This is a genomic window from Rhodoferax sp. PAMC 29310 (genome assembly GCF_017948265.1).
In the GTDB taxonomy this organism is placed as follows: Bacteria; Pseudomonadota; Gammaproteobacteria; order Burkholderiales; family Burkholderiaceae_C; genus Rhodoferax.
Genome location: NZ_CP072852.1, coordinates 4307558 through 4332388 on the forward strand (window position 1 = coordinate 4307558; position 24831 = coordinate 4332388).

The 24831-nt window shown below is 57.0% G+C and carries 28 protein-coding genes; 27 read left to right on the plus strand and 1 reads right to left on the minus strand.

Annotation, left to right across the window (positions count from 1 at the left end):
• Positions 1–73 precede the first annotated feature (73 nt).
• The 27 genes from J8G15_RS19950 to tatC all read left to right on the plus strand — a co-directional run bounded on the left by J8G15_RS19950 (position 74) and on the right by tatC (position 23270).
• The gene (locus J8G15_RS19950) at positions 74–4807 is read left to right on the plus strand and encodes a glutamate synthase-related protein (RefSeq protein ID WP_210544558.1); all 4734 of its coding nucleotides are present in this window, start codon (positions 74–76) and stop codon (positions 4805–4807) included.
• A 34-nt stretch (positions 4808–4841) separates the two neighbouring features.
• Positions 4842–6308 (plus strand): glutamate synthase subunit beta, encoded by a 1467-nt coding sequence (locus J8G15_RS19955; protein WP_210544560.1) that lies wholly within the window; start codon positions 4842–4844, stop codon positions 6306–6308.
• Positions 6309–6446: 138 nt separating this feature from the next.
• Positions 6447–7265 carry an ABC transporter ATP-binding protein gene (locus tag J8G15_RS19960; RefSeq protein ID WP_210544562.1) on the plus strand — a complete coding sequence of 273 codons (819 nt, stop codon included), beginning with the start codon at positions 6447–6449 and terminating at the stop codon, positions 7263–7265.
• A complete protein-coding gene (gene mlaE / locus J8G15_RS19965) occupies positions 7262–8044 on the plus strand; it encodes a lipid asymmetry maintenance ABC transporter permease subunit MlaE (RefSeq protein WP_210544564.1) in 783 nt (260 codons plus the stop codon). The genes J8G15_RS19960 and mlaE overlap by 4 nt, the downstream gene beginning before the upstream one ends.
• A 12-nt stretch (positions 8045–8056) precedes the next feature.
• Positions 8057–8536 carry an outer membrane lipid asymmetry maintenance protein MlaD gene (mlaD, locus tag J8G15_RS19970; RefSeq protein WP_210544566.1) on the plus strand — a complete coding sequence of 160 codons (480 nt, stop codon included), beginning with the start codon at positions 8057–8059 and terminating at the stop codon, positions 8534–8536.
• Between the two features lie 2 nt (positions 8537–8538).
• Positions 8539–9318 (plus strand): VacJ family lipoprotein, encoded by a 780-nt coding sequence (locus tag J8G15_RS19975; protein WP_240538384.1) that lies wholly within the window; start codon positions 8539–8541, stop codon positions 9316–9318.
• On the plus strand, positions 9315–9947 hold the full coding sequence (locus J8G15_RS19980) for a phospholipid-binding protein MlaC (protein WP_210544567.1): 633 nt from the start codon (positions 9315–9317) through the stop codon (positions 9945–9947). Before J8G15_RS19975 ends, J8G15_RS19980 begins: the two co-directional genes overlap by 4 nt.
• Entirely contained in the window at positions 9947–10237 is a 291-nt protein-coding gene (locus tag J8G15_RS19985) for a lipid asymmetry maintenance protein MlaB (protein WP_370627447.1), read from the plus strand. Before J8G15_RS19980 ends, J8G15_RS19985 begins: the two co-directional genes overlap by 1 nt.
• A gap of 9 nt (positions 10238–10246) precedes the next feature.
• Entirely contained in the window at positions 10247–11197 is a 951-nt protein-coding gene (locus J8G15_RS19990; RefSeq protein WP_210544569.1) for an ABC transporter ATP-binding protein, read from the plus strand.
• Positions 11194–11949, plus strand: coding sequence for an ABC transporter permease (locus J8G15_RS19995; RefSeq protein WP_210544571.1), 756 nt, complete (start codon positions 11194–11196; stop codon positions 11947–11949). The genes J8G15_RS19990 and J8G15_RS19995 overlap by 4 nt, the downstream gene beginning before the upstream one ends.
• Positions 11950–11981: 32 nt before the next feature.
• Positions 11982–12221 (plus strand): BolA family protein, encoded by a 240-nt coding sequence (locus J8G15_RS20000; protein WP_210544573.1) that lies wholly within the window; start codon positions 11982–11984, stop codon positions 12219–12221.
• Positions 12222–12288: 67 nt separating this feature from the next.
• Entirely contained in the window at positions 12289–13554 is a 1266-nt protein-coding gene (murA, locus tag J8G15_RS20005; protein WP_210544575.1) for a UDP-N-acetylglucosamine 1-carboxyvinyltransferase, read from the plus strand.
• Complete coding sequence (gene hisG, locus J8G15_RS20010; protein ID WP_210544577.1) at positions 13551–14195, plus strand: ATP phosphoribosyltransferase; 645 nt, start codon at positions 13551–13553, stop codon at positions 14193–14195. Before murA ends, hisG begins: the two co-directional genes overlap by 4 nt.
• 20 nt (positions 14196–14215) lie before the next feature.
• Positions 14216–15532: a histidinol dehydrogenase gene (gene hisD, locus J8G15_RS20015; RefSeq protein ID WP_210544579.1), complete on the plus strand. Its 1317-nt coding sequence runs from the start codon at positions 14216–14218 to the stop codon at positions 15530–15532.
• Positions 15529–15882, plus strand: coding sequence for a Rap1a/Tai family immunity protein (locus J8G15_RS20020; RefSeq protein WP_210544581.1), 354 nt, complete (start codon positions 15529–15531; stop codon positions 15880–15882). The genes hisD and J8G15_RS20020 overlap by 4 nt, the downstream gene beginning before the upstream one ends.
• 45 nt (positions 15883–15927) lie before the next feature.
• Positions 15928–17019 (plus strand): histidinol-phosphate transaminase, encoded by a 1092-nt coding sequence (gene hisC / locus J8G15_RS20025; protein WP_210544582.1) that lies wholly within the window; start codon positions 15928–15930, stop codon positions 17017–17019.
• Positions 17016–17630 carry an imidazoleglycerol-phosphate dehydratase HisB gene (gene hisB, locus J8G15_RS20030; protein ID WP_370627448.1) on the plus strand — a complete coding sequence of 205 codons (615 nt, stop codon included), beginning with the start codon at positions 17016–17018 and terminating at the stop codon, positions 17628–17630. The genes hisC and hisB overlap by 4 nt, the downstream gene beginning before the upstream one ends.
• Positions 17631–17695: 65 nt before the next feature.
• On the plus strand, positions 17696–18364 hold the full coding sequence (hisH, locus tag J8G15_RS20035) for an imidazole glycerol phosphate synthase subunit HisH (RefSeq protein ID WP_210547684.1): 669 nt from the start codon (positions 17696–17698) through the stop codon (positions 18362–18364).
• 55 nt (positions 18365–18419) lie between these two features.
• Complete coding sequence (gene hisA / locus J8G15_RS20040; protein WP_210544583.1) at positions 18420–19160, plus strand: 1-(5-phosphoribosyl)-5-[(5-phosphoribosylamino)methylideneamino]imidazole-4-carboxamide isomerase; 741 nt, start codon at positions 18420–18422, stop codon at positions 19158–19160.
• Between the two features lie 88 nt (positions 19161–19248).
• A complete protein-coding gene (hisF, locus tag J8G15_RS20045) occupies positions 19249–20031 on the plus strand; it encodes an imidazole glycerol phosphate synthase subunit HisF (RefSeq protein ID WP_210544585.1) in 783 nt (260 codons plus the stop codon).
• A 57-nt stretch (positions 20032–20088) separates the two neighbouring features.
• On the plus strand, positions 20089–20502 hold the full coding sequence (hisI, locus tag J8G15_RS20050; protein WP_210544587.1) for a phosphoribosyl-AMP cyclohydrolase: 414 nt from the start codon (positions 20089–20091) through the stop codon (positions 20500–20502).
• 6 nt (positions 20503–20508) lie between these two features.
• Positions 20509–20889, plus strand: a complete 381-nt coding sequence (locus J8G15_RS20055) for a phosphoribosyl-ATP diphosphatase (RefSeq protein ID WP_210544589.1) — start codon at positions 20509–20511, stop codon at positions 20887–20889.
• Positions 20886–21302 (plus strand): hypothetical protein, encoded by a 417-nt coding sequence (locus J8G15_RS20060; protein WP_240538385.1) that lies wholly within the window; start codon positions 20886–20888, stop codon positions 21300–21302. The genes J8G15_RS20055 and J8G15_RS20060 overlap by 4 nt, the downstream gene beginning before the upstream one ends.
• Positions 21302–21676: a histidine triad nucleotide-binding protein gene (locus tag J8G15_RS20065; protein ID WP_210544590.1), complete on the plus strand. Its 375-nt coding sequence runs from the start codon at positions 21302–21304 to the stop codon at positions 21674–21676. The genes J8G15_RS20060 and J8G15_RS20065 overlap by 1 nt, the downstream gene beginning before the upstream one ends.
• Before the next feature lie 68 nt (positions 21677–21744).
• Positions 21745–21987: a Sec-independent protein translocase subunit TatA gene (gene tatA / locus J8G15_RS20070; RefSeq protein WP_210544592.1), complete on the plus strand. Its 243-nt coding sequence runs from the start codon at positions 21745–21747 to the stop codon at positions 21985–21987.
• 30 nt (positions 21988–22017) lie between these two features.
• The gene (locus J8G15_RS20075) at positions 22018–22482 is read left to right on the plus strand and encodes a twin-arginine translocase TatA/TatE family subunit (RefSeq protein WP_210544594.1); all 465 of its coding nucleotides are present in this window, start codon (positions 22018–22020) and stop codon (positions 22480–22482) included.
• Entirely contained in the window at positions 22482–23270 is a 789-nt protein-coding gene (gene tatC / locus J8G15_RS20080; protein WP_210544595.1) for a twin-arginine translocase subunit TatC, read from the plus strand. The genes J8G15_RS20075 and tatC overlap by 1 nt, the downstream gene beginning before the upstream one ends.
• 12 nt (positions 23271–23282) lie before the next feature.
• On the opposite strand, the gene J8G15_RS20085 is transcribed toward tatC, so the two are convergent.
• Positions 23283–24428, minus strand: coding sequence for a S1C family serine protease (locus J8G15_RS20085; protein WP_210544596.1), 1146 nt, complete (start codon positions 24426–24428; stop codon positions 23283–23285).
• Positions 24429–24831 lie beyond the last annotated feature (403 nt).

The window sequence follows — 24831 nt, forward strand, 5'->3', positions numbered from 1 at the left end:
CATTTAAAATCATGGGCATCATTGTTGCAGTGCAGTATGCTCGACGTATCTGCCACTTTTTTAGGAGCGCGCCATGACAACGGCTGCCGAGATCAAGCATCTTCAAGACCACGGTTTGTACTCTTCGGCCAGCGAGCATGACGCTTGCGGCCTGGGTTTTGTGGCCCATATCAAGGGCAAAAAGTCCCACGACATCATTCAGGGTGCCCTGAAAATTCTGGAAAACCTGGACCATCGGGGCGCAGTCGGCGCTGACAAGCTGATGGGTGACGGTGCCGGCATCCTGATTCAGTTGCCTGATGCCCTGTACCGGGAAGAAATGGCTGCTCAAGGCGTGATCTTGCCGCCGCTCGGTGAGTACGGCGTGGGCATGATGTTCCTGCCGAAGGAGAGTGCTTCTCGCCTCGCTTGCGAGCAGGAGATGGAGCGCGCGATCAAGGCCGAGGGGCAGGTGTTGTTGGGCTGGCGCGATGTGCCGGTGAACCGCGACATGCCGATGTCGCCCACCGTGCGCAAAAAAGAACCCATCATGCGTCAGGTGTTCATTGGCCGGGGTGCCGATGTCATCGTGCAAGACGCGCTGGAGCGCAAGCTGTATGTGATTCGCAAGACGTGCAGCGCCAATATCCAGCGCCTCAAGCTCACACACAGCAAAGAGTACTACCTGCCCAGCATGAGCAGCCGCACCGTGGTGTACAAAGGCCTGTTGCTGGCCAATCAGGTTGGCGTGTACTTTAAAGATCTGGAAGACCCGCGCTGCATCTCTGCCTTGGGCCTGGTGCACCAGCGTTTCTCAACCAATACCTTTCCGGAGTGGCCACTGGCTCACCCCTACCGTTATGTCGCCCACAACGGCGAGATCAACACCATCAAGGGCAACTACAACTGGATGAAGGCGCGCGAAGGCGTGATGGCTTCGCCCGTGCTGGGTGACGACTTGCAAAAGTTGTACCCCATCAGCTTCGCTGACCAGTCCGACACCGCGACTTTTGACAACTGTCTTGAATTGTTGACCATGGCGGGTTACCCGATCAGCCAGGCCGTGATGATGATGATTCCCGAGCCTTGGGAGCAGCACACCACCATGGATCCGCGTCGCAAGGCGTTTTATGAATACCACGCAGCCATGTTGGAGCCGTGGGACGGCCCCGCCAGCATTGTGTTCACCGATGGCCGCCAGATTGGCGCCACGCTGGACCGCAACGGCCTGCGCCCCTCACGTTATTGCATCACTGACGACGATCTGGTGATCATGGCCTCTGAATCCGGCGTGTTGCCCGTACCTGAAAACAAAATCGTACGCAAGTGGCGTCTTCAGCCCGGCAAGATGTTCCTGATCGACCTGGAACAGGGTCGCATGATTGACGATGACGAGCTAAAGTCCAACCTCGCCCAGAGCAAACCTTACAGCCAATGGATTGAGAACGTGCGGGTTCGTCTGGACGATGTGCCAGGCGGCGACACGTCAGTGCCTGTGGCCGATAGCGGCGTGTCCCTGTTGGATCGCCAGCAGGCATTTGGTTTTACACAGGAAGACCTGAAGTTCCTGATCGCCCCCATGGCCACCGCCGGGGAAGAGGCTTTGGGCTCGATGGGCAACGACAGCCCGCTGGCCGTGTTGAGCGACAAGAACAAGCCGCTCTACAACTACTTCAAGCAGTTGTTCGCCCAGGTCACGAATCCACCGATCGATCCCATTCGTGAAGCCATCGTGATGTCGCTGGTGTCCTTTGTCGGCCCCAAGCCAAATCTGCTGGACATCAACCACCTCAACCCGCCCATGCGCTTGGAGTTGAGCCAGCCCGTGCTGGATTTTGCTGACATGGCCAAGTTGCGTGACATCAATACGCACTCCAAGGGGAAGTTCCGCAGTTACACGCTGGATATCACCTACCCCTTGTCATGGGGCCATGAAGGGGTGGAAGCCAAGCTGGCCTCCTTGTGCGCTGAGGCCGTGGATGCCATCAAAGGCGGAAAAAACATCCTGATCATCAGTGACCGGGGTTTAAGTGCAACCCAGGTTGCCATTCCTGCGATGCTGGCTTTGTCGGCCATTCACCAGCATCTGGTGCGTGAAGGCTTGCGCACCACGGCTGGCTTGGTGGTAGAAACTGGCACAGCCCGTGAAGTGCATCACTTTGCCGTGCTGGCCGGGTATGGCGCCGAGGCGGTTCACCCGTATTTAGCCATGGAAACCTTGGCGGCTATTCACAAGGAGTTGCCGGGTGACCTGAGCGCTGAAAAAGCGATTTACAACTACATCAAGGCAGTAGGCAAAGGCTTGTCCAAGATCATGTCCAAAATGGGCGTGTCCACTTACATGAGCTATTGCGGCGCCCAGTTGTTCGAGGCCATTGGCCTGAACACCGAGACGCTGGCCAAGTACTTCACCGGTACACCAAGCAAAGTCGAAGGCATTGGTGTGTTCGAAATTGCCGAAGAGGCGATTCGCATGCACAAAGCGGCCTTCAGCGATGATCCCGTGCTGGCCAATATGCTGGACGCAGGTGGTGAGTACGCTTGGCGCGTGCGCGGTGAAGACCACATGTGGTCGCCTGATGCGATTGCCAAGCTGCAACACAGCACCCGCGCCAACAACTGGAATACCTACAAAGAGTACGCCGAGCTGATCAACGACCAAAGCAAGCGCCACATGACGCTGCGCGGCTTGTTTGAATTCAAGATTGACCCGTCCAAAGCCATTCCCCTGGATCAGGTCGAGTCAGCCAAGGAGATCGTCAAACGCTTTGCCACCGGTGCCATGTCCCTGGGCTCCATTTCTACCGAGGCACACGCCACGTTGGCTGTGGCCATGAACCGCATTGGCGGCAAAAGCAACACCGGCGAGGGCGGTGAAGACCCAGCGCGTTACCGCAACGAGCTCAAGGGCATCCCGATCAAAAAGGGTGATTCGCTGAAGAGTGTCATCGGCAATGACGTGGTTGAAGTCGACATGCCTTTGCAGGATGGTGACAGCTTGCGTTCCCGCATCAAGCAGGTGGCCTCGGGTCGCTTTGGTGTCACAGCGGAATACCTCACCAGCGCGGACCAGATTCAGATCAAGATGGCCCAGGGCGCCAAGCCCGGAGAGGGTGGTCAACTGCCCGGCGGCAAGGTGTCCGAGTACATCGGTCGTTTGCGTCACTCGGTGCCAGGTGTGGGTCTGATCTCGCCACCACCGCACCATGACATTTATTCAATCGAAGATTTGGCGCAACTGATTCACGACTTGAAAAACGTCGCACCTCATGCTGACGTCAGCGTCAAATTGGTGTCTGAAATTGGTGTGGGAACCATCGCCGCTGGCGTGGCCAAGTGCAAGGCCGATCATGTGGTGATCGCCGGGCACGACGGCGGTACAGGTGCGTCGCCCTGGTCGTCCATCAAACATGCCGGTAGTCCATGGGAAATCGGGCTGGCCGAAACCCAACAGACATTGGTGCTCAACCGTCTGCGTAGTCGAATTCGGGTGCAGGCTGATGGTCAGATGAAAACCGGTCGTGACGTCGCCATTGGCGCTTTGCTGGGTGCCGATGAGTTCGGTTTCGCCACGGCCCCGCTGGTGGTTGAGGGCTGCATCATGATGCGCAAATGCCATCTGAACACCTGCCCGGTCGGCGTTGCGACCCAGGACCCTGCCTTGCGCCGCAAGTTTTCCGGCAAGCCTGAGCATGTGGTGAATTACTTCTTCTTTATTGCAGAAGAGGTGCGACACATCATGGCGCAACTGGGCATTGCCAAGTTTGACGACATGATTGGCCGCGCTGATCTGCTGGACACGCGCCAGGGCATTGCGCACTGGAAAGCCAGTGGCCTGGATTTCAGTCGCGTATTCGCCATGCCCATTGTTCCGGCTGACGTGCCTCGCTTCCAGACGGAAACGCAGGACCATGGTTTGGAAAACGCCTTGGACAACATCCTGATCGCCAAGTCGCAACCCGCCATTGAGCGCGGCGAGCGTGTCAAGTTCATTGAAGTCGCCCGCAACGTGAACCGCTCCGTCGGCGCCATGTTGTCTGGCGCAGTGACCAGAGTGCACCCTGAGGGCTTGCCTGATGACAGCATTCGCATTCAGCTGGAAGGCACGGGCGGTCAGTCCTTTGGCGCTTTCCTGACCAGCGGCATCACCATGTACCTGATTGGCGATGCCAATGACTACACCGGCAAAGGCCTGAGCGGCGGCCGTGTGGTTGTTCGACCCAGCATCGACTTTCGGGGTGAGTCCGTACGCAACACCATCGTCGGCAACACGGTGATGTTTGGAGCGACCAGCGGGGAGGCGTTCTTCAGCGGCGTCGGCGGTGAGCGTTTCGCAGTCCGCCTGTCAGGAGCCACTGCCGTGATTGAAGGCACCGGTGATCATGGCTGCGAATACATGACGGGTGGCACGGTCGCTGTGTTGGGGAAAACCGGCCGCAATTTTGCGGCAGGCATGAGTGGTGGCGTGGCCTATGTGTATGACGAAGATGGCCAGTTCGCCACCCGATGCAACACTGCGATGGTTTCGCTGGATAAGGTGTTGACTGAGGCTGAGCAAGCCACGGTGCTGGACACCAGCTTGTGGCATCGTGGCCAAAGCGATGAAGCGCAGCTTAAAAAGCTGCTGCAGGACCACAACCGCTGGACGGGAAGCAAACGGGCGCGCGAGCTGCTGGACAACTGGGATACGGCGCGCTTGAATTTCTTCAAGGTGTTCCCGAATGAGTACAAGCGGGCATTAGGCGAACTTCATGCAAAGAAAGAAGCTGCAGCCCTGACCAGTCGTGCGAAAGCCGCTACACAAAAAGAAGCAACTCCGGCCAAGTAAGGCGGACTGACTCAAACAAAATAGGACAAAAATCATGGGAAAAGTCACTGGCTTCATGGAATTCGAGCGTGTGGAAGAGGGCTACAAGCCCGTCACTGAGCGCTTGAAAAATTACAAAGAGTTTGTGGTCGGTTTGGACGACGCACAAGCCAATGTGCAAGCGGCGCGCTGCATGGACTGCGGCACGCCGTTCTGCAACAGCGGTTGCCCGGTCAACAACATCATTCCTGACTTCAATGACTTGGTGTTCCGGGGTGACTGGAAAAATGCCATCGAGGTGCTGCACAGCACCAATAACTTCCCCGAGTTCACAGGCCGCATCTGCCCCGCGCCTTGTGAGGCCGCGTGCACCTTGAACGTGAATGATGACGCCGTCGGCATTAAGTCCATTGAGCACGCCATCATTGACCGCGCCTGGTCCGAAGGCTGGGTGACCGCACGCCCGGCCAAAGTCAAGACAGGCAAACGGGTGGCCGTGGTGGGTTCCGGCCCGGCGGGCATGGCAGCGGCACAGCAGTTGGCGCGAGTTGGCCATGAAGTGACCTTGTTCGAAAAGAACGATCGGGTCGGCGGCTTGCTTCGCTACGGTATTCCTGATTTCAAGATGGAGAAGTCACATATCGACCGCCGTGTCGATCAATTGCAGAAAGAGGGCGTGACGATTCGCACCGGCGTTCTGGTGGGCGAGATGCCCGAGGGCTCCAAGGTGACCAACTGGGCGAAGGAAACTATTTCGCCCGCACAGTTGCAAAAAGACTTCGATGCCGTGCTTCTAACCGGTGGCTCCGAGCAGTCCCGCGACTTGTCGGTGCCGGGACGGGACCTTGCCGGCATCCACTTCGCTATGGAGTTCTTGCCACAGCAAAACAAAGTCAATGCGGGTGACAAAGTCAAAGGCCAGTTGCGGGCCGATGGTAAACATGTCATCGTCATTGGCGGGGGTGATACTGGCTCCGATTGCGTGGGAACCAGCAACCGCCACGGTGCGGTCAGCATCACTCAGTTTGAGGTGATGCCTGAACCTCCGATTGAAGAAAATCGGCCAATGACTTGGCCCAATTGGCCTCTGAAATTGCGCACTAGCTCCAGCCATGACGAAGGCTGCACCCGTGAATTTGCCATTTCTACCAAGGAATTCGTGGGCGAAAAAGGAAAAGTCACCGGCCTGAAGACCGTTCGCGTCGAATGGAAAGACGGCAAGATGGTCGAAGTTGCGGGCAGCGAGCAGGTGTTGAAAGCCGACATGGTTTTGCTGGCCATGGGCTTTGTCAGCCCGGTGGCAAGCGTGCTGGAGGCGTTTGGTATTGATAAGGATACACGCGGCAATGCCCGCGCCAGCACCGAGTTCATTGGGGGTTATGCCACCAATGTGGCCAAGGTCTTTGCTGCGGGCGATATTCGCAGGGGTCAGAGTTTGGTCGTGTGGGCCATCCGCGAAGGTCGCCAAGCAGCGCGCTCGGTCGACGAATTCCTGATGGGTGTTAGCGACTTGCCGCGTTAAGCCAATGGGCCCGTCTCGGGCCGGGTGTCGGGTAATCCCGTATGATTCATCTGCCGGGGATTTCCCGGCCTTTCTTTTTTGATTCACGCCGGATTGACCGGGGTCGCTGTCAGAGCGCCCGTCAGTCCAATCGCCCCAATGACCGCCACCTCTGTCGATTCTCTTGTTGAACTGCGTCACTTGACCTTCGGGTACGGAGAGCGCGTGATTCTGGATGACGTGTCCTTGTCCGTTCCGCGTGGCAAAGTTACCGCACTCATGGGCGCCTCCGGCGGCGGAAAGACTACTATCCTGCGTTTGATTGGTGGGCAAAGCCGGGCTCAAAAAGGACAACTCCTGTTCGATGGGCAGGATGTGACTCCTATGAATCAGACTCAAATGTACGCCGCTCGGCGCCGCATGGGCATGCTTTTCCAGTTTGGCGCCTTGTTCGCGGATTTGTCAGTGTTTGAGAACGTGGCCTTTCCGCTGCGTGAGCACACCGATCTGTCGGACGCCCTGATTCGCGACATCGTGTTGATGAAGCTTAATGCGGTGGGTTTGCGCGGTGCGCGCGACTTGATGCCCAGCGACCTTTCTGGTGGCATGGCGCGTCGTATTGCGCTGGCGCGGGCCATTGCGCTGGACCCTGAGTTGGTGATGTACGACGAACCGTTCTCTGGCCTGGACCCCATTTCATTGGCCACGGCCGCCCGTCTGATTCGCCAACTCAATGACTCCATGGGTCTCACCAGCGTGTTTGTTTCGCACGAACTGGAGCAAACCTTTGCCATTGCCGATCACGTCGTTATTTTGGCCAATGGCAAGATCGCCACGCAGGGAACGCCTGATGAAGTTCGGAAAAGTAGCGACCCACTGGTGTACCAATATGTGAATGCCCTGTCTGACGGGCCGGTCCAGTTCCATTATCCGGCCTCCAGCATTGAAGCCGACTTTGGCAGGGTGGAGGTAGTATGAGTTGGTACAAACCCGCTGACGTTGGCCTGGCCACACGCACTCATTTAGCTGATTTGGGTCACGGGGCTCGGTTGTTTTTTCGCCTGCTCAGCACCTTCGGTGGGAGCCTCAAGCGCTTTGGACTGATCCGCGACCAACTTTTTTTCTTGGGCAATTATTCGTTGGCAATCATCGCGGTGTCTGGCCTGTTCGTCGGCTTTGTGTTCGGCTTGCAAGGTTATTACACGTTGCAACGTTACGGCTCCTCGGATTCGTTGGGTCTGATGGTGACGCTCACCTTGGTGCGTGAATTGGGTCCAGTTGTTACCGCTTTGCTGTTTGCCGGGCGTGCTGGCACGTCGCTCACCGCCGAGATCGGACTGATGAAAGCCGGCGAACAGATCAGCGTCATGGAAATGATGGCTGTTGACCCTGTTAAACGCATTCTGGCGCCGCGTTTCTGGGGTGGCGTGTTGGCGATGCCACTACTTGCTGCTGTTTTCAGTGCGACCGGCATCATTGGCGGGTGGGTCGTTGGCGTGCTGATGATTGGTGTCGATGGTGGCTCATTCTGGAGCCAGATTCAGGGCGGGGTCGATGTCTGGCAGGATGTGGGTAATGGCGTGATCAAAAGCGTGGTGTTCGGATTCACCGTGACTTTCATTGCCCTGTTGCAGGGGTTTGATGCGCAGCCGACGCCAGAAGGGGTTGCCAGTGCAACCACCCGCACGGTGGTCATGGCTTCGCTGGCAGTATTGGGATTGGATTTCATCCTGACTGCGTTCATGTTTACTATTTAGGGGGAGAGTGTGGTGCAACGCTCAAAGAAAGATGTGTGGGTCGGTTTGTTCGTGCTGCTTGGCGCGGCGGCCATTTTGTTTCTGGCTCTCCAATCTGCCAACCTGTTGAGTCTGAGTTTTCAGAAAACGTATACGGTGTCGGCCAAATTTGACAACGTCGGTGGCGTCAAACCCAAAGCAGCGGTGCGTAGCGCAGGGGTGGTCGTGGGGCGGGTGGAGAGCATTGTGTTCGACGACAAGTCATTCCAGGCCCGTGTTACATTGGCGCTGGAAGATCGCTTTGTATTTCCCAAGGATAGCTCTTTAAAGATATTGACCAGTGGTCTGCTTGGTGAGCAATACCTGGGTCTGGAGCCGGGGGCAGATGATCGCAATCTGGCCAGCGGTGATACTATTTCTCGCACCCAATCCGCCGTGGTGCTGGAGAATTTGATTAGTCAGTTCCTGTTCAGCAGTACCGCTGACAAAAATACCGCCAATTCGGACAAATGATGATGAATCGAACTCAACAATCAGCCAAGCCAATGCCTCTGGTTCGGTCAAACACAATTGTGGCGGCGACGCTTATTGGGGTTGCCCTGTTAGCGGGTTGCGCCAGCGGGCCCAATGCCAATCCTAAAGACCCCATAGAGCCCTTTAATCGAGGCGTCTACCAGTTCAATGATGCAGTCGACACTGCCGTACTGAAGCCCGTCGCCACCGCCTATCGTGACGTGACGCCACGCCTGATTCGCCAAGGGATTGGTAATTTCTTCGGCAACCTGCAAGATGCTTGGTCAGCGGTGAACAGCGCATTGCAACTCAATGGTCCAGCCACCTCAGACAATGTTGGGCGCGTCATGATCAACACCGTCATTGGCGTTGGCGGCCTGTTCGATGTAGCGTCTGACTTGGGCATACAAAGGAACACCAAAGATTTTGGTCTGACTTTGGGTCATTGGGGTGTGGCCCCAGGCCCATATTTGGTGTTGCCTCTGCTTGGGCCTTCCACTCTGCGAGACACGGCAGCTTTGCCAGTGGATTCTCAAGGAGACGCGGTCAGCAATTTGAGCCATGTGCCAACCCGGAACACCACCATGGCGGTTCGAATTGTGGACCAACGCGAAGGCCTTCTCAAAGCCACCGAAATGTTGGACAAGATCGCGCTGGACAAATATTCCTTTGTGCGTGATGCCCATCTCCAGCGTCGCCGCAGTGCCGTCTATGACGGAAACCCGCCGGAGGAAGACGACTATCCCGTCACCTCTGAAAAGTCACAGAGAGTAACGCCATGAATCGTCGTCAATTGAATCGTTGGCTGACCACACTCAGCCTGAGCTTGTTTGCATTGCTTGCATTGCCGGCCCGAGCCGCGGATGAGGCGCCAGACGCCCTGATTCAGCGCGTGAGTGCTGAGGTTCTTGCGATTATCAAGGCTGATAAGACGTTGATGGCTGGTGACGTGCACCGGATCATGACTTTGGTAGATACCAAGGTCATGCCCTATGTCAATTTCCAAGGGATGACAGCGTCGGCGGTCGGACCGGCTTGGCGACAGGCGACACCAGATCAACGCAAGCGCCTGCAAGAGGAGTTCAAAACCCTGTTAGTGCAAACCTATGCGGGCGCGCTTGTCCAGGTCAAAGACAACAGGATCTCAGTCAAGCCACTGCGGGCCGCGGCTGACAGCACGAATGTCACGGTTCGGACGGAAGTTATCGGTCGCGGGGACCCGGTTCAACTGGACTACCGCCTGGAGAAAATACCGGGCGAGGGCTGGAAGATCAACAATCTGAACGTGTTGGGAGTCTGGTTGGTCGAAACCTACCGCAGTCAGTTTCGTGCTGAGATCAACGCCAAAGGCATTGATGGATTGATTGCCACCTTGACTGATATGAATAAGTCCAACGCGAAAAAGAGCTGATGATGCTGGTGTTGCCACAAGCCTTGACCCAAGTTGAGGCGACCGCCTGTTTGCGTTCGTTGGTGCAGGATTTGCGCAAGCAATCTGGCGCCCGGATGGTTGTGGACGCCAGCGCCCTGACTCGATTTGACTCGGCAGCATTGGCGGTGTTGTTGGAGTTTCGTCGTGAGGTGATGGCGCTGGGCAAGCAATTTTCGATTCGCGGTTTGCCCGCACGTTTGGCTGACTTGGCCACCTTGTACGGTATTGATGAGTTGCTGACCGCGGAATCAGCCGACCCGGTAAAATAGCCGGCTCGCATGTCTGCTATTTCCTTTCAAACCGTCTCCAAAGCCTATCCATCCCCCCGGGGACCCAAAGGGGCTACTTTTCTCGCCCTCGACAGCGTCAGCCTCGACATCGAAGATGGGGAGTTCTTTGGCTTGCTGGGTCCCAATGGCGCCGGGAAGACCACCATGATCAGCATTCTGGCCGGCCTCACCCGCGCCAGTTCCGGGTCTGTGAGCGTGCTGGGGCATGACGTTCACCGGGACTTCGCTCAGGCGCGTCGCAGCTTGGGCGTGGTGCCGCAAGAATTGGTGTTTGACCCCTTCTTCAATGTGCGCGAAGCGCTTCGCCTGCAATCCGGCTATTTCGGTGTCAAAAACAACGATGCCTGGATTGACGAGCTATTGGACAGTCTGGGATTGGCCGACAAGGCCAACGCCAATATGCGACAGCTCTCTGGCGGCATGAAGCGGCGCGTGCTGGTGGCTCAGGCGTTGGTGCACAAGCCCCGGGTCATCGTGCTGGACGAACCCACCGCAGGTGTCGACGTTGAGTTGCGCCAAACCCTTTGGAAGTTCGTCGCCAAACTCAACAAGCAAGGTCACACGGTATTGCTGACAACGCACTATTTGGAAGAGGCTGAGGCCTTGTGTGGCCGTATCGCCATGTTGCAATCCGGCCGGGTTGTGGCGCTGGATTCCACCAGTGAACTGCTCAAGAAAGCCACTAGTAGCGTACTGCGCTTCAAGACCGACGGCGTTTTGCCAGCAGAGTTGGCGGGCAAGGCCCGAATTACGGGCCGGGTCGTCCAGTTTCCTGCCAATGACGCCTTGGAAATTGAGCACTACCTGGCCGCTGTTCGCCAAGCGGGATTGACTGCACAAGACGTTGAAATCCGCAAAGCCGATCTGGAAGACGTTTTCCTGGAAATCATGAATCAACACCGGGGCGCAGAGCCTCAGGCCGACAAGGTGAGCGCATGACCGGCTGGCAGACACTGCTTTACAAAGAAGTGCTTCGATTCTGGAAGGTTGCCTTCCAGACAGTGGCAGGCCCCGTTCTGACGGCAATGTTGTACCTGTTGATTTTTGGCCATGCGCTGGAGTCCCACGTCAAGGTCTATGACCAGGTCAGTTACACCGCCTTTTTGGTGCCGGGTCTGGCCATGATGAGCGTGCTGCAAAACGCATTTGCCAACAGCTCGTCCTCGCTGATTATGAGCAAGGTCATGGGCAATCTGGTGTTTTTGATGCTCACGCCTCTGTCCTACATGAACTGGTATGTGGCCTATGTGGGTGCATCGGTCATCCGCGGTTTGGTCGTGGGTGTCGGTGTCATTGCCATCTCCTTCCTTTTCACGAGCCTCAGTTTTTCTGCACCGTTGTGGATTCTGGTGTTTGCCATCATGGGCGCGGCACTGATGGGCACGCTCGGTTTGATTGCTGGCTTGTGGGCGGAGAAGTTTGACCAACTCGCGGCATTCCAGAATTTTGTGGTCATGCCCATGACCTTTTTGAGCGGCGTTTTTTACTCCATCCACTCCTTGCCCGCGTTTTGGCAGGGTGTGAGCCATCTGAATCCGTTTTTTTACATGATTGACGGATTTCGTCATGGGTTTTTTGGGGTAAGCGACGTTTCGCCCTGGTTGAGTTTGGGCGTGGTTAGTGCGGCGCTGGCGGTAGTCAGCGTCATCGCGATTCACTTGCTGCGCACGGGTTACAAAATCCGCAGCTAACCCCCTTTTTTCACACGAATTGGATTGTTGACATGAATGCAGACCAGATCAAGACCCTGATCGCCGCCACGCTTGCCTGCGAGCACCTTGAACTGGACGGTGATGGCCGCCATTGGTATGCCACCGTGGTGTCATCGGCGTTTGAAGGCAAGCGCGCCATTCAGCGCCACCAGCAGGTCTACGCGACCTTGGGTGACAAGATGAAAACCGATGAGATTCATGCCTTGTCGATGAAAACCTACACGCCCGCCGAGTGGGCTGCACAGGCCTGAGGCTGGGTGTACCCAGGACGCAGGCCCAATTTTTTCCCGCACACATCAAGGGTGCTGAACGGACTTTATGGATAAATTACTGATTCGCGGTGGACGTCAATTGCAGGGTGAAGTGCAGATCTCCGGCGCTAAAAATGCCGCCCTGCCTGAGTTGTGCGCCTGCTTGCTGACGGCTGAGCCCGTTACCCTCTTGAATGTGCCTCGTCTAAAGGACGTGTCAACTATGTTGACACTGATTCGCAACATGGGCGTGGGTGCCGAGCGCCAGGACGATGGCCGGGTGGAGGTGACTGCTGGCACGCTGAGCTCTCCCGAAGCGCCTTACGAGCTAGTCAAGACCATGCGCGCTTCGGTACTGGCCTTGGGGCCCTTGCTGGCCCGCTTTGGCGAAGCCACGGTGTCCTTGCCGGGCGGTTGCGCCATTGGGTCGCGCCCCGTCGATCAGCACATCAAGGGCATGACGGCCATGGGCGCCGAAATTGTGGTCGAGCACGGCTACATGATTGCCAAATTGCCAACGGGTTGGACGCGACTCAAAGGCGCGCGCATTGCCACCGACATGGTGACCGTGACAGGAACCGAGAACTTCCTGATGGCGGCCACTCTGGCCGAAGGCGAGACGGTGCTGGAAAACGCTGCGCAAGAGCCTGAGATCACCGATCTGGCTGAAATGCTGATCAAAATGGGCGCCAAAATTGAGGGCCACGGCACCAGCCGGATAGTCATTCAAGGCGTGGACAAATTGCATGGCTGCACCCACCAGGTGGTGGCAGACCGGATTGAGACCGGCACCTTTTTGTGTGCGGTAGCCGCGACGGGTGGTGAAGCGCTGCTCAAGCACGGCCGGCTCGATCATCTGGAAGCCGTGATCGAGAAGCTGCGTGATGCCGGTGCCACTGTGACGTCGGTTGACGATGGAATTCACATCAAGTCGCAAGGCCGCTTGAAGAGCCAGAGCTTTCGCACCACCGAGTACCCGGGGTTCCCAACCGATATGCAAGCGCAGTTCATGGCCTTGAACTGCATCTCGCACGGCACTGCCATCGTCACCGAGACGATTTTCGAGAACCGCTTCATGCACGTCAACGAGATGGTGCGTCTGGGCGCCTCCATTCAGATCGACGGCAAAGTGTCCGTGGTTGAAGGGGTAGAGAAGCTGTCGGGCGCCACCGTGATGGCGACCGACCTACGTGCCTCAGCCAGTTTGGTCATCGCTGGCTTGGTGGCCGAAGGTGAAACCGTGGTGGACCGTATTTACCACCTGGACCGGGGTTACGACCAGATGGAAGCCAAACTGCGTGGCCTGGGCGCAGACATTGAAAGATTTAAATGATCACGCTGGCACTGTCCAAAGGGCGCATCTTTGAGGAAACCTTGCCTTTGCTGCGCGCCGCCGGCATTGAGGTGCTGGAAGACCCGGAAAAGTCCCGCAAACTGATTCTTACCACCAACCAGCCCGATGTACGTGTGCTGGTAGTGCGTGCCACTGATGTGCCCACCTACGTGCAGTACGGCGGGGCCGATATGGGCATCACGGGCAAGGACACGCTGCTAGAGCACGGCAGCGACGGTTTGTACCAACCGCTGGATCTTCAAATTGCAAAATGCCGTATCAGCGTGGCCGTGCGCAATGACTTTGACTACGCCTCGGCCGTCAAACAAGGCTCGCGCCTGAAGGTGGCCACCAAATACGTAGCGATTGCGCGTGAATTTTTCGCCACCAAAGGTGTGCACGTGGACTTGATCAAGCTCTACGGCAGCATGGAGTTGGGCCCGTTGGTCGGTTTGTCGGACGCGATTGTGGACCTGGTGTCCACCGGCAACACACTCAAGGCCAACCACTTGGTCGAGGTTGAACACATCATGGACATCAGCTCGCACCTGGTGGTCAACCAAGCCGCGCTCAAGCTCAAGCAAGCGCCTATTCGCCGAATCATCGACGCCTTTGCCTCAGCTGTGGGCCAGGCCGCCTAAACAATTGGAATGAATTTGCTATGAAATATGTAGCTACTCCTGCTTATCTGTCAACGTCGAACAGCACATTTGAGGCTGAATTCAAGGCGCGTCTGCATTGGTCCGCCGAAGCGGATGCGGCCATTGAGCAGCGGGTGGCAGACATTCTGGCTGACGTGCAGCAACGCGGGGACGACGCCGTGCTGGAGTACACCGCGCGTTTTGACGGCCTCACAGTCGCTTCAATGGGTGAGCTGGAACTGACGCAAGCTGAACTCAAAGCTGCGTTTGATGCCATTCCCACTGAGCAGCGCGACGCGTTGCAAGCTGCCGCGCAGCGTGTGCGCAGCTACCACGAAGCCCAGAAGAAGGCCTGCGGCGAGAGCTGGAGCTACCGCGACGAAGACGGTACGCTGCTGGGCCAAAAGGTCACACCGTTGGACCGCGTGGGCATTTATGTGCCGGGGGGCAAAGCTGCCTATCCGTCGTCGGTGTTGATGAACGCCATCCCTGCCCATGTGGCCGGTGTCGGTGAAATCATCATGGTGGTGCCTACCCCCAAAGGCGAAAAAAATGCCTTGGTGTTGGCCGCCGCTTATGTGGCTGGCGTGACGCGCGCCTTCACGGTGGGTGGCGCGCAAGCGGTTGCCGCCCTAGCCTATGGAACGGCCACCATTCCAAAAGTTGACAAGATTACCGGCCCCGGCAACGCCTATGTGGCCGCTGCCAAGCGCCGCGTGTTTGGCACGGTGGGCATCGACATGATTGCCGGCCCCAGCGAGATTTTGGTGCTGGCCGATGGCAGCACCCCGCCGGATTGGGTGGCCATGGATTTGTTCAGCCAGGCTGAGCATGATGAGTTGGCGCAAAGCATTCTGCTGTGCCCCGATCAGGCCTATATCGAGCAAGTTCAAGCCGCCATCAACCGGCTACTGCCCGAAATGCCCCGTGCCGAGATCATTGCCAAGTCGCTCAACGGACGCGGCGCCCTGATTCATACCCGCAGCATGGAGGAGGCGTGCGACATCAGCAACAGCATTGCGCCCGAGCACCTGGAGGTCAGCAGCCATGAGCCACATCGCTGGGAGCCTTTGTTGAAACATGCCGGCGCCATTTTCCTGGGTGCCTACACCAGTGAGTCGCTGGGCGACTACTGCGCCGGCCCCAATCACGTGCTGCCCACCAGCGGCACCGCGCGGTTCAGTTCGCCTTTGGGCGTGTACGATTTTCAAAAACGCAGCAGTTTGATCGAAGTCAGTGAGGCCGGTGCCCAAACACTTGGCAAGATTGCTGCTGTGCTCGCCTACGGCGAAGGCCTGCAAGGTCACGCCCGTGCCGCGGAGATGCGCCTCAAATGAAGCTCGCCCGGTTCTTCGTGTTCGTTGGAAGCCTTGCAGTGCTGACCAGTGCCTCCGCCATGAGCCTGCGCGAACTGCGCGGTTTGGAGTTGTCGGACAAGAAACAGGGCGAGGCCTATGCGAACTATTACCTGGTGGGGGTCATGGAAGGCGCCATGGAGGCCAATGCCTTTCATGTTCGCGCCGGCGCCAAACCCCTGTTTTGCCAGAATGGCCGCCGTTTGGAACCGCGCATGGTGCGCTCACTGTATGACACAGAGCTGAAACGCAATAGCGAGCTGTATGAGGCTGACATGGGTGTCCCCCTGGTCATGGCCAATGCCTTGGCCACGGCTTATCCGTGTGAATGAAATGAACCAAGTCAAACCCCTGTCACCATAAGCAGCAACACCCGCATGAATCCTGATTTCGTCGCATACAACATCCGCCAAGACGTGCAAGACATGCACGCCTATGCCGTGCAAGACGCTGCCGGCATGGTCAAGCTTGACGCGATGGAGAACCCGCACCGGTTGCCAGCCGAGTTGCAGGCGGCCCTGGGCGAGCGCTTGGGTGCCGTCGCGCTGAACCGCTATCCTGACGGCCGTGTGGATGACCTGCGCCGAGCTTTGGCGGCCCACGCCGGTATGCCCGAAGGCTTTGACATCATGCTGGGCAATGGCTCGGATGAGTTGATCAGCCTGCTGGCGCTGGCCTGCGCCAAGCCCGCCGGTGGTCAGGCCGCCAGCGTGCTGGCGCCCGTGCCTGGCTTCGTGATGTATGCCATGAGCGCCCAGTTGCAGGGCCTGGACTTTCACGGCGTGCCACTCACCGCTGATTTTGAGCTGGACGAGACCGCCATGTTGGCCGCCATTGCACAGCATCGCCCCACACTCACCTACCTTGCGTACCCGAACAACCCCACGGCCAATCTGTGGGACGCCGCTGTGATTGAGAAAATCATTGTTGCAGTGGGTGAGCAGGGCGGTCTGGTGGTGATGGATGAGGCCTACCAGCCCTTCGCCAGTCAAAGTTACATTGACCGACTGGCACGCCACAGCCATGTGCTGCTGATGCGCACCCTGAGTAAGTTTGGTCTGGCGGGCGTGCGACTGGGTTACATGATGGGGCCCAAGGCCTTGATTGCCGAGGTTGACAAGGTGCGCCCACCCTACAACATCAGCGTGCTGAACTGCGAGTGCGCCTTGTTTGCGCTCGGCTACCAGGATGTTTTTGCGGCGCAAGCCCAGGACATTCGGACCCAGCGGACCGTCATTCTGGCCGCGCTGACCCCCTTGCCCGGCGTGAAAGCCTACCCGAGTGACGCCAATATGATTCTGGTTCGGGTGCCGGATGCGGCCAAAACCTTTGAGGGCATGCGCTTGCGCAAGGTCCTCGTCAAGAACGTTTCTAAAATGCACCCCTTGTTGGCCAATTGTTTGCGTCTCACGGTCGGCACCGCGACTGAGAACGAGGCCATGCTTGCCGCTCTACTGGAATCACTATGACGACCACTCTTCCTACCACCGCTCCCCGTATGGCCGAGGTGTCCCGCAACACGGCAGAAACCCAAATCACCGTCAAAGTCAACCTGGATGGCACCGGCAAGGCGAATCTGAGCACCGGCATCGGTTTCTTTGACCACATGCTGGACCAAATTGCCCGCCACGGCCTGATCGATCTCGACATCCAGGCCATTGGTGACCTGCACATTGACGGCCACCATACGGTTGAAGATGTGGGCATCGCGTTTGGCCAGGCTGTGCACAAAGCGGTGGGCGACAAAAAAGGCATTCGCCGCTATGGCCATGCCTATGTTCCTCTGGACGAGGCCTTGTCCCGCGTGGTGATTGACTTGTCGGGTCGCCCCGGCTTGATCATGGATGTGCCTTTCAAGAGCGGCATGATCGGCACCTTTGACAGCCAACTGGCGCACGAATTTTTCCAGGGCTTTGTGAACCATTCGTTCGCGACCCTGCACATCGATAACTTGCGTGGCGAGAACGCTCACCACCAGGCCGAAACGGTGTTCAAGGCCTTTGCCCGTGCATTGCGCGCCGCGCTCGAATTCGACCCCCGTTCGTTGGGCTCTATCCCCTCGACCAAGGGAATGCTGTAAGTTTTATGGGAAATGTGCCTCTGGCCCCCGTGGATAATCCGGGAGAAGCTATTAATTTAGTAGCAATTAACAGACTGAAGAAAACGGTGGCTGTGGTGGATTACGGCATGGGCAACCTGCGCTCCGTGTCCCAAGCGGTGATTCACGCGGCCGCGGGCTCTGATGTAGACGTGGTCTGGGCTCGTACGCCGGAAGAAGTCATGGCGGCCGAGCGAGTGGTGCTTCCGGGCCAGGGCGCCATGCGGGATTGCATGCGGGAGTTGCGCGAGTCAGGCATGTTGCCCGCTGTTCTGCATGCCGCAGCCAACAAGCCCTTGATGGGCGTGTGCGTGGGCATGCAAATGTTGCTGGACCACAGCGCTGAGCAAGACACCGCTTGCCTGGGTTTGATTCCGGGCGCAGTGATTAAATTTGACCTGCTGGGCCAGTTGCAACCCGACGCCAGCCGTTATAAAGTGCCGCAAATGGGCTGGAATCAGGTCTACCGCAACAACCACGGTGGTGCGCCACACCCCGTGTGGGGCGACGTGCCAGACGGCAGTTACTTCTACTTTGTGCACAGTTATTACGCCAAACCGTCTGATGCGCGCCACAGCGTGGGCGAGACAGACTATGGCAGCCGTTTCTCTTCGGCCATTGCGCGCGATAATATTTTCGCGACTCAATTTCACCCTGAAAAGAGCGCTGAACACGGGTTATCGCTTTACAGAAACTTCCTTCACTGGAATCCCTGATTTTTCTTGCTCTTTCTGAGCCTCTCACCTCATTCCTCCACCAACCTGAAGCATCATGCTTTTAATACCTGCAATCGATCTCAAAGACGGCCACTGTGTGCGCCTCAAACAAGGCGACATGGATCAATCGACCACTTTCGGCGAAGACCCTGCGGTCATGGCGCGCAAATGGGTCGACATGGGCGCGCGTCGCCTGCATTTGGTGGATTTGAATGGCGCTTTTGCCGGGCATCCCAAGAATGAGCAAGCCATTCGCAAGATCCTGAAGGAGGTGGGCAGTGAGATTGACGTCCAGCTGGGCGGCGGTATTCGCGACCTGGACACGATTGAGCGTTACCTTGACGCTGGCTTGCGCTACGTGATCATTGGCACCGCGGCTGTCAAAAACCCCGGGTTTTTGCAAGATGCCTGCACGGCCTTTGGCGGCCACATCATCGTCGGACTCGACGCTCGCGACGGCAAGGTCGCTACGGACGGTTGGAGCAAGCTCACTCGCCATGACGTGCTGGACCTGGGTAAGAAATTCGAAGACTATGGTGTCGAATCCATCATTTACACCGATATCGGTCGTGACGGCATGCTCAGTGGCATCAACATTGAAGCCACGGTCAAACTGGCCCAAGCCCTGAGCATTCCGGTGATTGCCTCGGGTGGTTTGAGCAATATGGCCGACATCGAAGCCTTGTGTGCAGTCGAAGACGACGGTGTTGAAGGTGTCATCTGCGGTCGCGCCATCTACAGTGGCGACCTTGACTTTGCCGCCGCGCAAGAGCGCGCGGACGAACTGAACGGCTGAACCAACCCCGCGCTGAGGGTGCACTCTGGTCGTTGCAGCCCTTGGGTACTGGCGCCAAAATCGCCCCAGCCGCCCCTATAAAGATTCAATGTTAGCCAAACGCATCATTCCCTGTCTGGACGTTACTGGTGGCCGCGTGGTCAAGGGCGTTAATTTTGTTGAGCTTCGGGACGCCGGCGATCCGGTGGAAATTGCCGCGCGTTACAACGACCAGGGCGCCGACGAGTTGACGTTTCTCGACATCACCGCCACCAGTGATGGGCGCGACATGATTCTGCACATCATCGAAGCCGTGGCGTCGAAAGTGTTCATCCCCTTGACGGTGGGTGGCGGTGTGCGCACCGTCGAAGACGTGCGGCGCTTGCTTAACGCGGGCGCTGATAAAACCAGCTTCAACTCGGCGGCTATCACCAACCCGACCATCATTCAGGACGTGTCCCACAAATATGGCGCACAAGCCATTGTGGTGGCCATTGACGCCAAACGTCGCTTTGGCGAAGACATGCTGAATCGGGGGGAGGGCTGGGACGTCTATAGCCATGGCGGCCGCCAAAACACCGGGCTGGATGTCGTGACCTGGGCGCGGCGCATGGCCGAGTACGGGGCGGGCGAAATTTTGCTCACCAGCATGGACCGTGACGGCACCAAATCCGGCTTCGATCTGGAGTTGACCCGCGCCGTCTCGGATGCGATCAACGTGCCAGTCATCGCCTCCGGCGGTGTCGGCAACGTGGACCATCTGGCCGACGGCATTCAACTCGGCGGTGCCGACGCCGTGCTGGCCGCCAGCATCTTTCACTACGGCGAATACACCGTGGGCCAAGCCAAGGCGCGCATGGCCGAGCGCGGCATTCCGGTCCGCATTAACTGATATTTCGGGCTCTTGCCCTTGTAAATGCTGCGTGAGCAGCTATTGATTGGATAGCAAATGACACCCCCAAACACGCCACCTGTCAGCTGGATCAGGCAGATCCGCTGGGACTCCAAAGGTCTGGTTCCTGTCATTGCGCAGGAGCTGGGCTCCAACGATGTGCTGATGTTTGCCTGGATGAACCGCGAGGCTTTACAAAAGACAGCTGAACTCGGGCAGGCGGTGTACTTCAGTCGTTCTCGCAACAAGCTTTGGTTCAAAGGCGAGGAGTCTGGTCATGTGCAAAAGGTGCATGAAATTCGCATGGACTGCGACAATGATGTGATTCTGCTGAAAATCACCCAACTGGGTCATGAACCTGGTATCGCATGTCACACGGGCCGTCATAGCTGCTTCTTCAGTGTGTACGAGAATGGTGAGTGGAAAGTCACCGATCGGGTCTTGAAAGACCCGCAAACCATCTACAAATAACGCCTTATGTTGACTCCTGCATCTTCCGCTGATTCTCTGGCCCGTCTGGCCGCCGTGATTGAGAGCCGCTTGCCACAGCAAGGCGGCAATCCGGAAGAAAGCTACGTCGCCCGTTTGCTGCACAAAGGCCCGGACGCTTTTTTGAAGAAGATCGGCGAGGAGGCGACCGAAGTGGTCATGGCGGCCAAAGACGCTGATTTTGGTGGGGACAAAACCAAAATTGTGGGTGAAGTTGCCGATTTGTGGTTTCATTGCATGATCGCCTTGGCCCACTACGGGTTGAAGCCCTCAGATGTCCTTACTGAACTGGAGCGCCGTGCGGGCACCAGTGGACTGGAAGAAAAGGCACTTCGCAAAGTACGCGCCCGAGAAGGAGAAGCCGGATGACGCAAGATTTCACAACACCCCCGAGCCAGGATCCCAATCGGGATCAGGCCAATTTGCAGCATTTGAAGTCACTCAACACGGTGGGCACTATTAGCTATGTGTTGCATCTGATCGTCGCCGTTGGAGCCTTGATTCCGGGCGGGCAGATGGGGCCGATTCTTCTGATCGTGGCCTTGGTCATGGACATGGTGAAACGTTCCGACGCGAAGGGCACGTGGCACGCCTCCCATTTTCGATGGCGCATCCGTACGGTGATCATTGCGGGGCTGCTTTACGCGGTGACGTTTCCGCTCTGGTTTGTGTTTGTTTTACCCGGATGGATCGCCTGGTTGCTGATCTCCATCTGGTTTCTTTTCCGCATCGTCAGTGGCATGGTGAGCATGAACAAAGGTTTGCCCATGGAGTTTTCTTAATGATCGAACACGTTGTGGGGCACGATCCCGACTGCCTTTTCTGCAAAATTGTCGCGGGGAAGATTCCCTCTAAATTGGTTTACCAAGATGATGAGCTCTATGCGTTTCACGATATCAAGCCGTGGGCACCTGTTCATTTTTTGATTATTCCGAAAATGCACATCCCCTCCATGGCCCATCTTCAGGCTGAGCATGCGGCCCTGATGGGGCGCATGATGGTTTTAGCCCCACAATTGGCGATGGAGCAAGGGTGCAATGCCTACCCTGCCGGTGGATTCCGCGTTTTGGCGAACACCGGTGACGAAGGGGGCCAAGAGGTCCATCACCTTCATGTTCACGTTATGGGCGGTCCCCGGCCATGGCTGAAGGGTTAATTCAGTAACTTGTAAGAGGCCGACAGGGTTGGCCGACTAAAATTTCATATATTCGTTAGGAGATCTTTATGGGTTCGTTTTCTATCTGGCACTGGTTGATTGTTCTTCTCATCGTCGTGATGGTGTTTGGCACTAAAAAGCTCAAAAACATGGGCGGCGACTTGGGTGGCGCAGTCAAAGGCTTCAAAGACGGTATGAAAGAAGGTAGTGCCTCGGCCGACGAGAAGCCGGAAGCTGATGCTGCCAAAGTGACTGCCAAATCGGCTGCGGAGGCCACCACGATTGACGTGGAAGCCAAGCAAAAGTCTTGAACGCTACGCTGTCTTTGAGCCTGACGCGCCATGATTGATCTCGGCATCTCAAAAATGGCACTGATTGGCGCCGTGGCGCTGATCGTCATTGGCCCGGAAAAACTACCCCGTGTGGCCCGCACTTTGGGCACACTGATGGGCAAAGCCCAACGGTATGTCGCAGATGTGAAAGCTGAGGTCAGTCGCTCCATGGAGCTAGACGAACTCAAGAAAATGAAGGAGTCGGTTGAGGGCGCTGCAAAGGACGTCGAAAACACCATTCAAACCAACGCCAGCGACTTCGAGAAGTCCTGGGAGCAGGCCACTGACGTGGCTTCAAGTGGTTCTTCGTACGATGGCGCCAACTCTGTCCCGGTTTACCGCCATCCCCAAAAGAAATGGCGTGTCAAACAAGGGGCGACCCCTAACTGGTACAAGGCCCGCACCGGCATACGCACCAAGGCCTTGTCGGGCGCGGCGCGTGTGGCCAGATACCGGCCGAAAAAGCTTAATTGATGTCTGACTCCTCTCCAAAAAACGACGAACTTGCCGGCACCGAACAGCCTTTTGTCCAACACCTTGTAGAACTGCGTGATCGTTTGGTGAAAGCCATGATCGCGATTGGTATTGCAGGTGCCGCACTGGCCATATTTCCAGGCCCTAGTGCCCTGTATGACTTGTTGGCAGCACCGTTGGTGGCGCATTTGCCTGCGGGCGCCACATTGATCGCGACGTCGGTCATTTCGCCGTTCATGGTGCCGCTTAAGGTATTGCTGATGGCCGCGTTTCTGATGGCATTGCCCTTTGTGCTCTATCAGGTTTGGTCGTTTGTTGCGCCTGGCTTGTATGCCCATGAAAAGCGCTTGGTGCTTCCATTGGTTGCCTCCAGCACGATTTTGTTTTTTGTTGGCGTGGCCTTTTGTTATTTCTTCGTGTTTGGCCAAGTGTTCAGCTTTATTCAGGGGTTTGCGCCGAAAAGCATCACTGCAACGCCTGACATTGAGGCCTACTTAAGTTTCGTGCTCACCATGTTTCTGGCCTTCGGTTTGGCGTTCGAAGTGCCGATCGTGGTCGTTGTTTTGGCTCGCATGGGCATTGTGAGTGTCGATAAACTGAAGGAATTTCGCGGCTATTTTGTTGTTCTGGCCTTTATCATTGCGGCCATCGTGACGCCGCCGGATGTCGTTTCCCAGCTGGCACTTGCGATTCCTATGTGCCTTTTGTACGAAGTCGGTATCTGGGCGTCAGTTCTTTTCATCAGGCACACACAGGGGCCAGATGAAAGCACGGAGAAGTCGCAATAGCCAGTAGCTGAATCAACGTTGGATCGATCTTCTGGGTTGAGGCCGTGTGCCGGGCACCACGTTTGTCGTCACGACGTTGTCGCCGCGTTGCACACTGAACTCCGAAGCGGTGCCAGGTTTGAGCGCCGCGACTTTGGACAGCAACTCCGACACATTTGCGACGGTTTGGCCGGCCACGCTGGTGATGACGTCGCCCGGCCGAATACCTGAAAGGGCCGCTGGACCGTTCTGTAGAACTCCGGTGATGATCACTCCTTTTGTGACTTTCACGCCAAACGTTTCCGCCAACTCCGGGGTCAGATCGTTGGGTTCGACGCCTATCCAGCCTCGTGTGACCTGCCCGTCCTTGACAATCCCCTCCATGACGAATTTGGCCGTGGACACCGGAATTGCAAATCCAATGCCCATGCTGCCGCCGGAGCGTGAGTAAATCGCTGTGTTGATACCGAGTAGGTTGCCGCTGGTGTCGACTAAGGCGCCGCCTGAGTTACCTGGGTTAATGGCCGCATCGGTCTGAATGAAGTTCTCGAAGGTGTTGATGCCCAACTGGTTGCGGCCCAACGCACTGACGATGCCACCGGTCACGGTTTGCCCAACGCCAAAGGGATTGCCAATGGCTAACACCTGATCACCGACTTGCAAGGTGTCAGAGTCTCCCAGCACAATAACGGGGAGCCGGTCCAGTTCAATTTTCAGCACGGCCAAGTCGGTGTCTGGGTCAGTGCCAATTACTTTGGCCCGAGCGCGTCGGCTGTCATTCAGGATGACCTCAATCTCATCTGCGCTTTCGACGACATGATTATTGGTCAAGATGTAGCCGCTGGGGCTGATGATGACGCCGCTACCCAGTCCAACTTGGGGCGCGTTTCCCTGCTCCCCAAAGAAAAATTTGAACCAGGGATCGTCGCTGTGCGGTGACCCTGGCGCAGCCTTGCTGGTGTTGATGCTGACAACTGCAGCGGCTGATTTTTTCGCCGCCAAGCGAAAGCTTCCCTGTGGGACAGCAGTCGCGTCGGTTGCCGGCGCTTCAAATAAGGCCACCGTCCCCGAGCGGGAACCGCGGGCACCCATCCAGTCGGGCTTGAGCGTGCCCACGACAAAATAGGCGGCAATCAAGACCGTCACAGTTTGCGAGAACAATAACCAGAGGCGTTTCATTGAATCTTTCAGGCCAAAGGCCCCGGAAGTAGAGTAAAGGTCGATTAGAGTGAAATTGTAGGCCGCGGCCCATCATTCTGATGAAAAAGGGAATTGCGCCGGTGCGAGTCGTGTCACTTTGAAGGCGGTACAGTCCAATCACCCTATGACGAATCCCCGCCAGACCATTCACATTCATCCAGAAGCTCCTCAGAAGCCAAGTGAAGGTATGCCATGCAACGGCTGTGGCGTCTGCTGTCTGACCGAGCCGTGCCCCCTTGGCGTCTTGTTGTCAGGACGCCGTCAAGGCGCTTGCAAAGCATTGCGATGGTCTGAAGGTGGACTGTTGTACCGATGTGGTGCGATCAGTGAACCCAAGGATGTCCTCAGTCGTGCTTTGCCGCAGTGGCTTCGACCCATCGCG

Bases quoted from the DNA above. Each gene is read 5' to 3' on its own strand.
- J8G15_RS19950 (WP_210544558.1), top strand. From the start codon at position 74: ATGACAACGGCTGCCGAGATCAAGCATCTTCAAGACCACGGTTTGTAC.
- J8G15_RS19955 (WP_210544560.1), top strand. From the start codon at position 4,842: ATGGGAAAAGTCACTGGCTTCATGGAATTCGAGCGTGTGGAAGAGGGC.
- J8G15_RS19960 (WP_210544562.1), top strand. From the start codon at position 6,447: ATGACCGCCACCTCTGTCGATTCTCTTGTTGAACTGCGTCACTTGACC.
- mlaE (WP_210544564.1), top strand. From the start codon at position 7,262: ATGAGTTGGTACAAACCCGCTGACGTTGGCCTGGCCACACGCACTCAT.
- J8G15_RS19975 (WP_240538384.1), top strand. From the start codon at position 8,539: ATGAATCGAACTCAACAATCAGCCAAGCCAATGCCTCTGGTTCGGTCA.
- J8G15_RS19980 (WP_210544567.1), top strand. From the start codon at position 9,315: ATGAATCGTCGTCAATTGAATCGTTGGCTGACCACACTCAGCCTGAGC.
- J8G15_RS19985 (WP_370627447.1), top strand. From the start codon at position 9,947: ATGATGCTGGTGTTGCCACAAGCCTTGACCCAAGTTGAGGCGACCGCC.
- J8G15_RS19990 (WP_210544569.1), top strand. From the start codon at position 10,247: ATGTCTGCTATTTCCTTTCAAACCGTCTCCAAAGCCTATCCATCCCCC.
- J8G15_RS19995 (WP_210544571.1), top strand. From the start codon at position 11,194: ATGACCGGCTGGCAGACACTGCTTTACAAAGAAGTGCTTCGATTCTGG.
- J8G15_RS20000 (WP_210544573.1), top strand. From the start codon at position 11,982: ATGAATGCAGACCAGATCAAGACCCTGATCGCCGCCACGCTTGCCTGC.
- murA (WP_210544575.1), top strand. From the start codon at position 12,289: ATGGATAAATTACTGATTCGCGGTGGACGTCAATTGCAGGGTGAAGTG.
- hisG (WP_210544577.1), top strand. From the start codon at position 13,551: ATGATCACGCTGGCACTGTCCAAAGGGCGCATCTTTGAGGAAACCTTG.
- hisD (WP_210544579.1), top strand. From the start codon at position 14,216: ATGAAATATGTAGCTACTCCTGCTTATCTGTCAACGTCGAACAGCACA.
- J8G15_RS20020 (WP_210544581.1), top strand. From the start codon at position 15,529: ATGAAGCTCGCCCGGTTCTTCGTGTTCGTTGGAAGCCTTGCAGTGCTG.
- hisC (WP_210544582.1), top strand. From the start codon at position 15,928: ATGAATCCTGATTTCGTCGCATACAACATCCGCCAAGACGTGCAAGAC.
- hisB (WP_370627448.1), top strand. From the start codon at position 17,016: ATGACGACCACTCTTCCTACCACCGCTCCCCGTATGGCCGAGGTGTCC.
- hisA (WP_210544583.1), top strand. From the start codon at position 18,420: ATGCTTTTAATACCTGCAATCGATCTCAAAGACGGCCACTGTGTGCGC.
- hisF (WP_210544585.1), top strand. From the start codon at position 19,249: ATGTTAGCCAAACGCATCATTCCCTGTCTGGACGTTACTGGTGGCCGC.
- hisI (WP_210544587.1), top strand. From the start codon at position 20,089: ATGACACCCCCAAACACGCCACCTGTCAGCTGGATCAGGCAGATCCGC.
- J8G15_RS20055 (WP_210544589.1), top strand. From the start codon at position 20,509: ATGTTGACTCCTGCATCTTCCGCTGATTCTCTGGCCCGTCTGGCCGCC.
- J8G15_RS20060 (WP_240538385.1), top strand. From the start codon at position 20,886: ATGACGCAAGATTTCACAACACCCCCGAGCCAGGATCCCAATCGGGAT.
- J8G15_RS20065 (WP_210544590.1), top strand. From the start codon at position 21,302: ATGATCGAACACGTTGTGGGGCACGATCCCGACTGCCTTTTCTGCAAA.
- tatA (WP_210544592.1), top strand. From the start codon at position 21,745: ATGGGTTCGTTTTCTATCTGGCACTGGTTGATTGTTCTTCTCATCGTC.
- J8G15_RS20075 (WP_210544594.1), top strand. From the start codon at position 22,018: ATGATTGATCTCGGCATCTCAAAAATGGCACTGATTGGCGCCGTGGCG.
- tatC (WP_210544595.1), top strand. From the start codon at position 22,482: ATGTCTGACTCCTCTCCAAAAAACGACGAACTTGCCGGCACCGAACAG.
- J8G15_RS20085 (WP_210544596.1), bottom strand. From the start codon at position 24,428: ATGAAACGCCTCTGGTTATTGTTCTCGCAAACTGTGACGGTCTTGATT.